This is a genomic window from Gilvibacter sediminis, assembly GCF_028561565.1.
GTDB lineage: Bacteria > Bacteroidota > Bacteroidia > Flavobacteriales > Flavobacteriaceae > Gilvibacter > Gilvibacter sediminis.
Genome location: NZ_JAQQTE010000001.1, coordinates 251,023 through 262,959 on the forward strand (window position 1 = coordinate 251,023; position 11,937 = coordinate 262,959).

The window sequence follows — 11,937 nt, forward strand, 5'->3', positions numbered from 1 at the left end:
TTATTTGATCCAAAGGCTGTTAGTAAAATAACTGCGCGAATCCAAAAAGTGTTTTTTGACCTCAAAACCAGCTGTCACCGCCATGCCTTCTAATTCTGGAAAGCTGTATTTCTTTGAAAGTTCGGTCCAGATCAATTCATCTTTTTTGAAGCTTATCTGCTGATCCGCCAGGTCTACAACTTGATTGGTCAGACTGATCAAATACGACCGAACTTCTCCACTGAGAGGGTTGTAATGACAATAAAAATCAAACTGATCTTTGACAAAGTTAGCGTCCAACTCCCGATTGAATCGATCTAAGAGATTCAAATTAAAACTTCGGGTAATGCCGTGTGGATCGTCATAAGCTCTGCGAATGACCTCGGGGTTCTTTTGCAGATCGGCTCCCAGCAACAGGGCATCTCCATCGCGCATGTTCTTGTGAAACAAACGCAGCAATTCTAGCGCATCTCCGGGAATATAGTTTCCAATATTACTGCCCAAAAAGAGCAATAAGCTGGGGTTTGCCTCACTTTTTAAACGGCCATTGAGTACTTCAAAGTAGTCACCCACTTTGGGATTCAAGGTGAGGTTAGGCAAACGCTGGGCAAAATCAGCAGCCAAACCGTCTACTGCAGCCTTAGAGATATCAATGGGCACATAGGTCACTTCTCGGTCCTGCTTGTCCAAATGGTCTAGCAGCTCAAAGGTCTTGCTGCCATCACCAGCACCTAACTCTACCACATTAAAGGGACCCTCAAAACCGGTCTCGGCTATTATGTCGCCTGCTTGCTGGGCGAGAATCTCTTGTTCTGCGTTAGTTAGATAATATTCCGGCATCTCCATGATCTGCTGGAAAATGGCACTTCCTGCATCGTCATAAAAGAATTTTGAGGAAATGTATTTTTCTGGGGCGCTCAGGCCTTGTAATATTTCGTTTACGGTATTGGCGTTCATTAGCGTGCAAGTCTTAAACCTGCAAACTGCCAACGCAAATGCGGGTGAAAAAAGTTTCTGTAGGTCGCTCGGCTATGGCCCTCAGGAGTAGCGACAGAAGCTCCGCGAAGTACTTTTTGATTGATCATGAATTTTCCGTTATACTCCCCCACGGCTCCCGGCTTTTTTTCAAACCTTGGATAGGGTAAAAAAGCACTGCTGGTCCATTCCCATAATATTCCCCAATCGAGTTGCTGGGAAGCGACTTCCCACTCAAACTCAGAAGGAATGCGCAGTCCGCGCCAATCGGCATAGGCGGCGGCTTCATAAAAACTGATGTGCATCACGGGCTCATTAGGGTTGACAGGTACTAGTCCTTCCAAACAATACCGATGCCATTGGTCCTTGATCTTATGCCAATACAAAGGCGCTCTCACTTCGTGTTGATTGATAAACTCCCAACCTTCTGCGTGCCAAAGGTTGAAATCTGCGTAACCTCCAGCTTCAATGAATTCTAAAAATTCTCCATTGGTTACCAAACGATTGGAGATCTCAAAAGCCTCTAAAAAAACCTTATGGCGGCCCTTTTCTATATCAAAATGGAAATCTTCTCCTTGGTAGCCAACTTCATACAGACCTTCAGGGATCTTTATGTAGTCTTGGTCTTTGCCTTCTTCTGGAAGGCAATAAACCGTCCCGTAAAGCGGAAAGGTCGGTTGATTACCAAACAGACTTTTAATATCATAGGCCAACAACTCTTGATGCTGCTCCTCGTGATTGATTCCCAACTCCACCAACTCGTGAACCACATCGGGACAGTCCTCCTGCGCGAGTAGCTCAGCTACGTTGTCAGTCACATGAGCGCGGTAATCCAAAACCTCAGACACTACCGGGCGGGTCATTAAGCCTCGATTTGGACGCATTACACGATCCCCAAAATTGTTGTAGTAGCTGTTGAACAAATACGCAAAATCTTTGTCAAATTCTGAGTATTCATTCTTGTAAGGAACCAAGACAAACTGTTCAAAAAACCAAGTGGTATGTGCCAAATGCCATTTGGGTGGCGAGGCGTCTGTCATGGGTTGTACCGAATAGTCTTCAATCTTTAAAGGACTGCAAATCTGTTGGGTACGGGTACGCGTTTTGAGAAACCGTTCTCTGAGCATATTAAATGAGTTTAGTGTCGATGATAGTTGGTGAGGTCAATGTTTTGTGAACCGGACATTTACTGGCGATCTGCTTGAGGCGTTCGCGTTGTTTTTCATCCAGGTCTCCAACAAATTCCAATGTTTTTTGAACGTGATCGATCTGTCCCGTGGCTTCTACTTCCAGGTCTTCTGGCAGATCGTCGGTATGTTTTTTTGAATAGGTCAAATAGCAAAATACTTCCTGCAGATCCCAGCCTTTGCGCTGGGCATACATTTTTAGGGTCATGACCGTGCACGCTCCTAAAGAAGCATTGAGCAATTCATAGGGTGAAGGTCCTAAGTCATCACCTCCAATGGATTTTGGTTCGTCTGCAATAAGGGTGTGATTGGGCGTGAATACCTCAGAGGTAAAATTATTTTCCAGATCCAAGTGTACTACCACCTGTTCTCCTTTGGTAGAGATCAAGTCTTCATCCAATTCTGGGAAGTACTTACCAGCCCAAGTCCCGATCATATCTGCAACATATACAGCATCGACCTTATTGGTCAACAGGTGATCGGCTCCATCCAAAGAAATAAAACTCTTAGGGTGAAAAGCAGCGTGATATAATTTGGCAGCATTTTCTATACTTACCGTCATATCTTGCGGTGAGTGCATAATCAAGTAAGGAATCTTCAAACCATTTACGGTATCCAATAAATTTCTGGACTTAAGATCATCCACAAATTGCTTTTTAATTCTAAAAGGGCGACCGCCAATGTTTACCTCTGCAGAACCTGTCTGCTCAATCTCATTCAAACCATCTTCAAATAAATGCGTCACATGATCCACCTCTGCAGGTGCGCCAATGCTTACAATGGCCTTGATTGAATCCAGTTGAGCGGCGGCAGCCAAAACAGCAGCGCCTCCTAAAGAATGGCCAATGAGCATGGCCGGTGCCTCGTACTCCTTTTCCAAATACTCTGCAACGGTGATCAAATCCTGAACATTTCCGGAGAAATTAGAATCTGCAAATTCACCGCTGCTGCGGCCTAAGCCAGTAAAGTCAAATCGAACCACCCCAAAGCCGTGATTGGTCAATGTCCTGCTTATGTAGCGCACCACGCTTAAGTTGCTGTTGCAGGTAAAGCAATGCGCAAAAATTGCATAATGTCGCACCTTTCCATTGGCAGGCACTTCTAATCTGGCAAATAGACTGCCTTCTGATTTGGCAATCTCGATGGTCGTTGTTTTCATCTTTAAGAGATACGTAATTGCTCGCTGTGCAGTTTGCGCAGTTTCTGCAATTTTGGAGTGATCACATAACTGCAATACCCCTGATTGGGTTGTTTATTGTAATAATTCTGATGGTCTTCTGTAGCTTCGTAGAACGGCTTAGCTTCTGCCAATTCCGTGACTATAAAATCTTCATAATACTTCTGCACTTCAACCAAGACCTGTTCTGCAATTTGCTTTTGACGCTCGTCTTGATAAAAAATCACCGAGCGGTATTGGGTACCTACATCTGCACCTTGTCTGTTGAGTGTAGTTGGATCATGTGTGGTCAAAAAGATCTCCAAGATCTTCTTATAAGAGATCACCTTGGGATCAAACTCCAAGCGAACCACCTCAGCGTGGCCGGTCAATCCGCTACAGATCTCTCTGTAGGTAGGATGCCCGGGGACCTTTCCACCACTATATCCAGAGACGGCCGAGTGAATACCTTCCACTTCTCTAAAAACCGCTTCCACACACCAAAAGCATCCGCCACCAATAACAGCTACTTCAAATTGATCACTCATGGGCAGCCTCTTTTTTTAAGTCGATGGACAAGGAGTTCACACAATAGCGCAAGCCGCTTGGCGCAGGCCCATCAGGAAAAACATGACCCAAATGCGCATCGCAAGTATTGCATTGAATCTCCACACGGACCATTCCAAAGGAAGTGTCCTTGATGTATTTTATAGCATTCTCTTTTATGGGCTGCGTAAAACTGGGCCAACCACTGCTTGAATTGAATTTAATGGTAGAGTCAAACAAGGGAGTATCACAGCAAACACAGTTGTATTCACCGGCTTCATAAACACTGCAGAGTTCACCAGAAAATGGCCTTTCTGTACCGTGTTGGCGGGTAATTCTATATTGTTCTGGAGTCAATTGCTCACGCCATTGCTCCGGACTTTTTTCAACACGCCGATCTGGCGTGGGATTTCCTTTTACGGAAAATCGAATGATGTCGTTCCAATTTAGCATAGCTATTCTTTCATTTAATCTATGAAGTTATAACATATAGGTCGAAATTCAACGCCAGAACTGTCAAGGTTTTGTGAAACTTTTATTAGCTGATTTTAATGCGACATGATCCGCTGGTGGACCTGCTTAAAAAAAGCAAAACCATCTTGATCAGATTCCTTTAAAGGCAATACTCCACCGGTAAATCCATCGCGATGCCAATCGCCTAGAGTCAAGCCAGGAAGATCATCGGGCAAATAAGAGTTACCGTCCTTGTAATAACTGATGTAGTAATAGGAACTGTTGACCACTGAATCTGGAATGGCCAAACCCCAGCCCACTCCGAGATCATTTTCTAAAGGAGAATACCCTCCGGTGTCAAAGTGATGCGGCCAAATTCTAATCGCCACTTCTTGACCGAGCTCGGTTGCAAAGGCTTCTGAGGCTAGCTGCGCATTTGCTCGATCCTCACTGAGTTGGTTCAGCGTGTTTGCTTCTGGTGAAACCCAGACTTGATCTGCTTCAACCTGATAAGGTAAATCATAATGAAACTCGTATTGATACGGCTTATCAAAACCCAAACCTTCCGCGGTGGACTTGAGCCAATTCAATACCTCCTGATGGGTTTTACCGTCTAGACTAATACTCGATTTCAATCCTTCTCCCTTCCAAAAGAGCGAAAAATCAGCATAACTAAAACAAAGCTGAACGCCTAAATCATTTAAAGGGTGAGTACTTAAACTTTGGGAAGAGTCATCAAAGCCCAAATTGGTATGGCTGTCGTCTGGAGCCGCTTCCATAAAGGAAATAGCAGCAGCGGCGAGATACTGTGCAAGTTGATGAATGGTTTGAATCGGGTGGTCCATAATAACGGTTTGTTTAAAGTTACGAGTAAGTATTTGTAAAAAAAAGTGCTTTGGCTAAAACCAAAGGGAAACTGCTTACGTAAGTAGGATATAAACCAAAACAATTACAGATGAAAAATCTAAAAATCAAGTACGGCCTTTTCTGTCTGGGTCTACTTGCTATTGGACTTATAGCGGCCGATCACATAGACGCCCCAGCAGTTCAAGGACAGACCACCGACATCACCGACATTTACGCCTTTCAAGGAGAGAACACAGACAATATTGTCTTTGTAGCCAACTTGCAAGGTTTATTGAGTCCAGGAGCTACCGCGGGAGCGAACTTTGATGAGAACACCTTATTGGAATTCAATTTTGATCTGGATGGAGATGCTGTTGAAGATCAAGTTTTACAGGCCATTCCAAGAAACGGAACCATGTATTTTTTTGGTCCCAACGCCCCCGCAAGTACTGGCCTTAACAGTAGCGTTGCCGTAGATGCCACAGAATCTTCTGTGATGATCACGCCTTATGGTGAATCTGCCATTACCGCAACCAATGCCGGGATGCAGTTTTTTGCAGGCCCAAGAGATGATCCATTTTTTATGGACTTTGCTCAGTACACTGCCATTATCAATGGCGATGCAACAGAATTCAACAACCCAGGAAGCGACACCTTCGCAGGCAGCAACGTACTCTCCGTCGTGGTAGAAATGCCCAAGGCGATGTTAGGCGGCAGCGGAACCATAAACTTCTGGGTAACTGCAAACAGTAAGCAATAATTAAAACAGAAATCATGAAAATCAAACAATTCATATACCTATTTGCCTTTATGGCTGTTTTTTCGGCCTGTTCAAACGACGACGACAATACTGGACCCATCATGATGGACGACGATACCGTGATGATGGATGACGAGCTAGACTTTAGCGGAACCTTCACCCAAGCAGATCAGATGGGAAGACCCGCAGTCAATACTGTATTTGTCTCTTCTGCTTCTAAGGACAGTTTCAATACGACAATTCCTTCTGAGCAAGAAGCTGCTTTTCAAGCGATGTTTCAAGCCAATCTAGAAGCCTTAAGCCCTGCTTATACCAACCCAGGTGATACCAATGCCTTGGGATTGGATGCAGAGACTTTTACTACGCTTTTGGCTACGGATGTACTCAATGTGAGTCTTGACGGAGTGACGACCTTCTTTGACGGCACCAATGTGCTTACGGGACGCGCCCTTGCTGATGATGTGATCACCGTGGAGTTACTACTCATCTTTGGAGGGGAAGACTTTATGGAGAATCCAGGACTTTCTAACGACAATGTAGACGCCAACGATGCAGCTTTTTCAAGCTCATTCCCCTACTTGGCATCTCCTTGGTAAAAACCGCAGCAACATGAAAACACGAATTGGACTTGCTCTTTTTGCCTTAGGCGCATTGCTGTATTTTTTCAATACAGATCAAGCCCCTATTGCTCAATTGCAAGATATCGATGACAGTCTACAAGTTGCCCCCGAGAATCCAGAATGGTTACGGAAGGACATTGCCTTTTGGCAATCAAAACTGGATCAAGTTCCAGGCGAGTTTAGCTATAAAGCTAAGCTCGCAGGAGCTTATGGCTTGAGCTTTTCAAAATCAAAGGTCTTTGCTGACCTTTTCAAAGCTGGAACCCTGTGGGCGGAGGTCAATGAACAGACCCATTTTAAAGAAGCTGGATTTCTAAGGGCCGCAGCTCGAAATGCGATCAGCAGACACGAATTTGAGCAGGCAGAATCCTTATTGATTCAAGCCGAAGCGCTTGGAGAAGGCTTGCGTGCAACGCAGTTGATGCGTTTTGATGTGGCCATTGAACTGGCTCAATATGACCTAGCAGAACAATTGATCAATCAAACCCAAGACTTTAGCGATCCGGACTTTTTGATCCGCTATTCAAAATGGAATGATTATAAGGGGAATTTAGACGAGGCGATCTTCCGATTGGAACAGGTCCTTGCTTGGGCCAAAGAGCGCAACAACACCTCCCTTGAATTCTGGGCGGTGTCTAATTTAGGTGATTATTACGGTCATGCAGGTGCCATTGAAAAAGCCTACGCAGCTTATTTAAAGGCCCTAGAACTGGACCCATCGTCTACTTACGCTAAAAAGGGCATTGCCTATATTGCCTTTGCGAATGACCAAGATCCTCAAAAAGCCTTAAGCATTATTGATGGTATCACTGGCGCAAACCAAAACCCTGATCTGTTACTACTCAAAGCAGACATCTTTGAATTTACAGGAGCGTTGCAACAACGCACTGAAGTATTGACGCAATTCAAAAGCGTAGTACAAAAGCAAGGTCTTGAAACCTTGTACAGAATGCCTCTGGTGCAGATCGCATTAGACGAGAAGGACTTTGAACAGGCATTAACACTGGCTCGAGCTGAAGTAAGTCACCGAGCAACACCGCAAACTTATGATCTTTTGGCCTGGGCTTACTACGCTGCTGGAGATCTTGATAGCGCTTTAAAAATTACCGAAGCACAGGTGCTGGGACAATCAGAAGAACCTGTTTTGCTCCTACACAGTGCACAAATATTAAAAGCTGCTGGGAAGCTATCCGCAGCAAATACCTTAAAAGAAGAATTAGAAGAAGCAAGCTTTGAACTCGGCCCTATTGCCACTAAACAAGTAATGGCCCTCTAAAAGGTTCAAAGTATTTTTTGTTCGGTTGGTTATGCGCTTATCTCCCCCGCGGAGGTAGGCGCTTTTTTATGGGGCAGTGTTAACCGCTCCGAGTACGTAAAGATTCTCAAGGGTTGGAGATTCGCTTCCACCCTCAGGCTCCAAAGTAATTCCGTAAGCCTCTGTGGTGAAGTTGTTTTCAATTATGTAGAGGTTCAGATCCTCTTCTGATTGCTCCAATACCCCTAAACTTGTGGGAGTGAGTGGATCCAAAGTAAGGGACCACAATTGATACTGCATGCCGCTAGGCGCTTCTGGCAGGCCATTCACATCTAAATAGAGTGTTTTGGCCTCCGCATTCCAATAAACCGCAGCGTAGCTTTGATCGTAATTGCCTTGTCCTGCCAGCGGTATCTTTTGCACATCCGGAGCACGTAAGGCATCAAGCAATTCTGTAGTGAGTAGGTTGGTTGCCTTTTGAGATTCCAACTCTGCTTCTAAGAAGATCTCTTTTTGCTCCAGCTGCTCCACGCTCAATTGCAGTTCTGAACGCTCAACAAACAAACTGATCAAGCCAACAGTTGCTAAAGTGGCGGCAGCCCAACCTCCATAGGTGAGCCATTTAGGTCTTGAATTGGTTCTGGAGATCACACGAGGAGCCGCAGCAACTTTAGTAGTTGCTCGCGCCTCAGCTAGCGCTGTTAAGGCAGCTTCTATACGATCTGCCTCGGCAGCCAATTCTGGATACTGTTGCACCAAGCGATGCACTTGCTCGTGCTCCGCAGGAGATAGCGCTCCACTTACGTAGAGTTCTAAAATTCCAGATGCTATGTACTTTTCAGTATCCATTATAAATCAATTCCGAGTTTTGCCCGCAGGCCATTAATGCATTTTCTGATCTGTGTTTTTACGGTTCCCAATGGAATCTCCAGATCTTCTGAGGTTTGCTGCTGCGTAAATCCTTTAAAGAATAATCTATCGATCAACTGCTTGCAGCGCATCTCAAGGGTTTCTACTATGGCGGTAAGACCAATGGCATCGGTCTGACCTTCAAATGCAGTACTCCCTCCAAATATATCTACGAAATTAGTCGGGTTTAGGTTTTGTTTTTGTTCTTTGGCCGATCGGGATCTCAAATGATCGATCGCCGTATTGCGCGAAATATTCAAAAGCCAAGTAAAGAAGCGACCTTTCTGCGGATCGTAACTATCTAAGCGCGTCCATACTTTCAAAAACACGTCTTGACACAGTTCTTGGGCCACTTCTGGCTTCCCGACCACCCCTTCAATAACTCCCAGCATAGCCGGCGCATATTGCGCATGCAACTGCTGGAAAGCCCGCTCGTCTCCTTGTTGGCAAGCGGTAATTAGTTGATTGAGGGTATCTGCCATAAGAGAGCTTTAAAGTACTAAAAAGAATGCACTAAAAAAGCCGCAAACGCGGCTTTCTTTACTGGAAAAGTTTTACGGTAGTCCCTTCATCTTGCGCAGTGACGGTATGGAGCAATTTGCCCTTGCCCAGAGTTTTGTCTAAATAGATCTTCGTGCCCACTGTCCAACGTTCTGCGCGGCTAAAGCCAGGCATGATTGGAAAGCCGTAGCTGAAATTAGATCCGTCTTGATTCGGCCCTTCAACATAAAAGTTCTGGCGGTTCCAAGAGTTGTTCTTAATTCTAAAGCTGATGTACTCGGGCACTTCAGTTGTAACTGCTGCAGTCTGCGGTGCTTGATAATTCCCAGTGATGATCTTTGGTTGCCTAAAGAGGCTTAAAGTTGCATCGTCATCGAGCTGCGTTTGTAGTTCCCCACTCACATTTACAACAGCTTCCCCACGACTGCTTATAGTTACTCTTGCGTTCTCAGCCTTTAGATCTGCCGCGTTAATGGTGGCAAGTTTAGAGTCAATATGCAGCATCTTCACTGCTCCAGAGAGAATGACTCGCCCAACATTGGCCTCCACCTTAAACTGCTCGGCGCTTAAATTGAGCACATAGGTGGTGTCATGCGTTCCGTGTTCTAAGGATTTAATTTTTCGTGCGCCAATTTTGATGATCAGATCTTGGCTGGGTTGGATCCATTCTAGTTGATCAAGAGTTAGAGTTCCGGCCTCCACGTTTTTACCAATCAAATCCAAAAGGTTACTGTCTCCGGTAATGGTCATTCCTTCAGGACCCTCAGGATCAATGGTGACCTTGGCATAGAGCTGTACGCTCACAGCTGTGATGTTTGTGATCGGGTAGTTTTTAGTGATGATATTTCCATCGCCTTTTACCTGACCAAAGGTCTGCGTGGCGATCAATACGATAGTTAAAAATAGTGTTCTCATGTCTTTTAATTTTTGATTGATTATGATTTTGATTGATTGAATTTTCTGCTGATGAGTGCATCCAGGCCAAATCGACCCGAACCGAGCACTAAGGTGAACATAGCGATCCACAAAAAGCCCATAGCTGGCAACATGCCCCAAGTGCCTTCTCCCCATTTTTGAAGGAAGATCGCTGTGAGCATGGTACACATGATTAGAAAAGAGGTCATGCGGGTATTGAAGCCCAGTGCCCAAAAGAGTCCTCCAATGGCTTCACTTGCAGCACCCATCCAGGCAAAAAAGGTAGGGGCTAATGCAAAAATGCCTCCAAAGGCCTTCACGTCTTCTGGGAACCAATCCACCACTTCAAAAAGGCCCAGTTCCTTTTCTGCGGGTGACCAAGGCATTCCGAATTTGCTGCTTCCAAAATCGATGGTTAATAAAAGCCCGCCAACTATACGTGGAATGGCAAAGAGCAGATCTGCATACCATTTGGATTGCTTTACCGGGCGGATAAGTCTTATAACTAAGTGTTTGAATTTTTTCATGACGAATGTTTTTTGATGTTCAACACCGCAAAGATGCGATGACACCATCAGCCTTAAGTCTCACAATAGACCCAAGGCGTCTTAATGAGAAATCAAGACGTCTCAAAAAAATGTAAGTAATTGTTTTAAAGGGAGTTGATGTACTCTGTAGGGGACATCTGGGTGTGCTTTTTAAACACTCTGTTGAAGGTCGCTTTGCTGTTAAAACCAGCTTCTTCTGCCAAACCAAGCACCGAAAGTTGCTGGTGTTTGCCATTTCTGATCAAGGTTTTAAAGACCTCAATTCGGTATCCGTTTATAAAATCATTGAAGTTCTTACCCAGATCCTTATTGAGCAGATCTGACAATTCTGTTCTGGGAAGGTTCAATCCAATAGCTAATTGTGAAAGGGTCAATTCTGGATTCAAATGCGGCTGTTGCTGTTGCATATAATTCAAGAGCGCAGCCTTTAATTCTGGATTGGCTTCAACGGTATTTTTAACCTTGCCAACTGAAGCAGGAGGTTTACTATCAGTCTCTAATTCAGAAAGCTCAACAGTATCGGTAAAGTATCCTTTGATCCCCACATAGACTACAATAACCGCAGACAGCAAGTGATACCACCAACGTTGCTTCCAATGCAATACAACAATGGTTTCCTCCACCACGGTTTGGATCATTTGATAAAGGAATAGACTTGCGTAAATGATCAAAAAGATGCGGATCCAATTAAACTGCAATCTATAGGTGTTGGAATAGAACTGTGCCAGACGCTTTCTATAATTGTAAAATTGCTGAATGGCTAAGGTCAAATACAACATCATGGACAAGTTAAAGACAATGAACATCAACTTGTCTATATATTTCAAATGAAGCGTGGCCATAAGTTCACCGTTTTGGGTGTCGGCAAAGCCGGGTTGGGCAGCATCGTATATATAAAGGAACAAACAGTATACGGCGTAAAGCGCAAAAGGTGCAAACTGTAGGTACTGCTTCTTGCCCAGTTTAAATCCTGGGACGGTCACCGATTGGACATAGAAATAGATCAGCGGTCCTAAAAGCAAAGTGAAGTCTATGAGAAAGTAATTAATCTTGGTGTTGCGATAGGTATCGTACCACTCCATAAAACCTATGGCGTAATGAGTACGCTCATAACAGGTGATCAATACAACGGCACCGAGCAAGTAATCGGCCAATCGTCCATGCTTGCGTCCGCGGGCAAATAGTAAAAAAGCAAACACAGCACCCTGCAACATAAACAGCAGCAGCGGAGTACTGTAGATATCAAAATAAGGAAACTTAAGCGGTAGCCCTAGAAGCATACTCAAA

The 11,937-nt window shown here is 44.6% G+C and carries 14 protein-coding genes; 3 read left to right on the forward strand and 11 right to left on the reverse strand.

All coding sequences use genetic code 11. From position 1 onward, the window contains the following. The 6 genes from POW22_RS01085 to POW22_RS01110 form a co-directional block, all read right to left on the reverse strand. Positions 1 to 936 carry an L-histidine N(alpha)-methyltransferase gene (locus POW22_RS01085; protein ID WP_272830553.1) on the reverse strand — a complete coding sequence of 312 codons (936 nt, stop codon included), beginning with the start codon at positions 934 to 936 and terminating at the stop codon, positions 1 to 3. Continuing rightward, positions 936 to 2,081, reverse strand: a complete 1,146-nt coding sequence (gene egtB / locus POW22_RS01090) for an ergothioneine biosynthesis protein EgtB (RefSeq protein ID WP_272830554.1) — start codon at positions 2,079 to 2,081, stop codon at positions 936 to 938. Before egtB ends, POW22_RS01085 begins: the two co-directional genes overlap by 1 nt. A gap of 1 nt (position 2,082) precedes the next feature. Next, positions 2,083 to 3,300, reverse strand: a complete 1,218-nt coding sequence (locus POW22_RS01095) for a bifunctional alpha/beta hydrolase/OsmC family protein (RefSeq protein WP_272830556.1) — start codon at positions 3,298 to 3,300, stop codon at positions 2,083 to 2,085. A 2-nt stretch (positions 3,301 to 3,302) separates the two neighbouring features. Further along, positions 3,303 to 3,845, reverse strand: coding sequence for a peptide-methionine (S)-S-oxide reductase MsrA (gene msrA / locus POW22_RS01100; RefSeq protein ID WP_272830558.1), 543 nt, complete (start codon positions 3,843 to 3,845; stop codon positions 3,303 to 3,305). After that, positions 3,838 to 4,296 (reverse strand): peptide-methionine (R)-S-oxide reductase MsrB, encoded by a 459-nt coding sequence (gene msrB / locus POW22_RS01105; RefSeq protein ID WP_272830559.1) that lies wholly within the window; start codon positions 4,294 to 4,296, stop codon positions 3,838 to 3,840. Before msrB ends, msrA begins: the two co-directional genes overlap by 8 nt. Before the next feature lie 95 nt (positions 4,297 to 4,391). Beyond that, complete coding sequence (locus POW22_RS01110; protein WP_272830560.1) at positions 4,392 to 5,141, reverse strand: hypothetical protein; 750 nt, start codon at positions 5,139 to 5,141, stop codon at positions 4,392 to 4,394. A 110-nt stretch (positions 5,142 to 5,251) separates the two neighbouring features. On the opposite strand from POW22_RS01110, the gene POW22_RS01115 reads away from it, so the two are divergent. From POW22_RS01115 to POW22_RS01125, 3 genes are read left to right on the forward strand one after another with little or no spacing between them, the layout of a single operon-like run. Continuing rightward, positions 5,252 to 5,902, forward strand: a complete 651-nt coding sequence (locus POW22_RS01115; protein ID WP_272830561.1) for a DUF4331 family protein — start codon at positions 5,252 to 5,254, stop codon at positions 5,900 to 5,902. A gap of 14 nt (positions 5,903 to 5,916) precedes the next feature. After that, the gene (locus POW22_RS01120) at positions 5,917 to 6,498 is read left to right on the forward strand and encodes a DUF4331 family protein (protein ID WP_272830563.1); all 582 of its coding nucleotides are present in this window, start codon (positions 5,917 to 5,919) and stop codon (positions 6,496 to 6,498) included. Positions 6,499 to 6,511: 13 nt separating this feature from the next. Next, positions 6,512 to 7,798 (forward strand): tetratricopeptide repeat protein, encoded by a 1,287-nt coding sequence (locus POW22_RS01125; RefSeq protein ID WP_272830564.1) that lies wholly within the window; start codon positions 6,512 to 6,514, stop codon positions 7,796 to 7,798. Between the two features lie 66 nt (positions 7,799 to 7,864). Here the strand turns inward: POW22_RS01125 and POW22_RS01130 are convergent, their stop codons facing one another. From POW22_RS01130 to POW22_RS01150, 5 genes are all read right to left on the reverse strand, one after another. Next, positions 7,865 to 8,626 (reverse strand): anti-sigma factor, encoded by a 762-nt coding sequence (locus tag POW22_RS01130; protein ID WP_272830565.1) that lies wholly within the window; start codon positions 8,624 to 8,626, stop codon positions 7,865 to 7,867. Further along, positions 8,626 to 9,168, reverse strand: a complete 543-nt coding sequence (locus POW22_RS01135) for an RNA polymerase sigma factor (RefSeq protein WP_272830566.1) — start codon at positions 9,166 to 9,168, stop codon at positions 8,626 to 8,628. Before POW22_RS01135 ends, POW22_RS01130 begins: the two co-directional genes overlap by 1 nt. A gap of 58 nt (positions 9,169 to 9,226) precedes the next feature. Next, on the reverse strand, positions 9,227 to 10,102 hold the full coding sequence (locus POW22_RS01140) for a GIN domain-containing protein (protein ID WP_272830567.1): 876 nt from the start codon (positions 10,100 to 10,102) through the stop codon (positions 9,227 to 9,229). 20 nt (positions 10,103 to 10,122) lie between these two features. Further along, positions 10,123 to 10,629, reverse strand: a complete 507-nt coding sequence (locus POW22_RS01145) for a DoxX family protein (RefSeq protein ID WP_272830568.1) — start codon at positions 10,627 to 10,629, stop codon at positions 10,123 to 10,125. Between the two features lie 125 nt (positions 10,630 to 10,754). Next, positions 10,755 to 11,930: a helix-turn-helix domain-containing protein gene (locus tag POW22_RS01150; protein ID WP_272830569.1), complete on the reverse strand. Its 1,176-nt coding sequence runs from the start codon at positions 11,928 to 11,930 to the stop codon at positions 10,755 to 10,757. Between the last annotated feature and the right edge of the window lie 7 nt (positions 11,931 to 11,937).

Coding starts and splice junctions, on each gene's coding strand:
- POW22_RS01095 (WP_272830556.1), bottom strand. CDS start 3,300: ATGAAAACAACGACCATCGAGATTGCCAAATCAGAAGGCAGTCTATTT.
- POW22_RS01110 (WP_272830560.1), bottom strand. CDS start 5,141: ATGGACCACCCGATTCAAACCATTCATCAACTTGCACAGTATCTCGCC.
- POW22_RS01125 (WP_272830564.1), top strand. CDS start 6,512: ATGAAAACACGAATTGGACTTGCTCTTTTTGCCTTAGGCGCATTGCTG.
- POW22_RS01135 (WP_272830566.1), bottom strand. CDS start 9,168: ATGGCAGATACCCTCAATCAACTAATTACCGCTTGCCAACAAGGAGAC.
- POW22_RS01150 (WP_272830569.1), bottom strand. CDS start 11,930: ATGCTTCTAGGGCTACCGCTTAAGTTTCCTTATTTTGATATCTACAGT.
- msrA (WP_272830558.1), bottom strand. CDS start 3,845: ATGAGTGATCAATTTGAAGTAGCTGTTATTGGTGGCGGATGCTTTTGG.
- msrB (WP_272830559.1), bottom strand. CDS start 4,296: ATGCTAAATTGGAACGACATCATTCGATTTTCCGTAAAAGGAAATCCC.
- POW22_RS01120 (WP_272830563.1), top strand. CDS start 5,917: ATGAAAATCAAACAATTCATATACCTATTTGCCTTTATGGCTGTTTTT.
- POW22_RS01130 (WP_272830565.1), bottom strand. CDS start 8,626: ATGGATACTGAAAAGTACATAGCATCTGGAATTTTAGAACTCTACGTA.
- POW22_RS01140 (WP_272830567.1), bottom strand. CDS start 10,102: ATGAGAACACTATTTTTAACTATCGTATTGATCGCCACGCAGACCTTT.
- POW22_RS01145 (WP_272830568.1), bottom strand. CDS start 10,629: ATGAAAAAATTCAAACACTTAGTTATAAGACTTATCCGCCCGGTAAAG.
- egtB (WP_272830554.1), bottom strand. CDS start 2,081: ATGCTCAGAGAACGGTTTCTCAAAACGCGTACCCGTACCCAACAGATT.
- POW22_RS01085 (WP_272830553.1), bottom strand. CDS start 936: ATGAACGCCAATACCGTAAACGAAATATTACAAGGCCTGAGCGCCCCA.
- POW22_RS01115 (WP_272830561.1), top strand. CDS start 5,252: ATGAAAAATCTAAAAATCAAGTACGGCCTTTTCTGTCTGGGTCTACTT.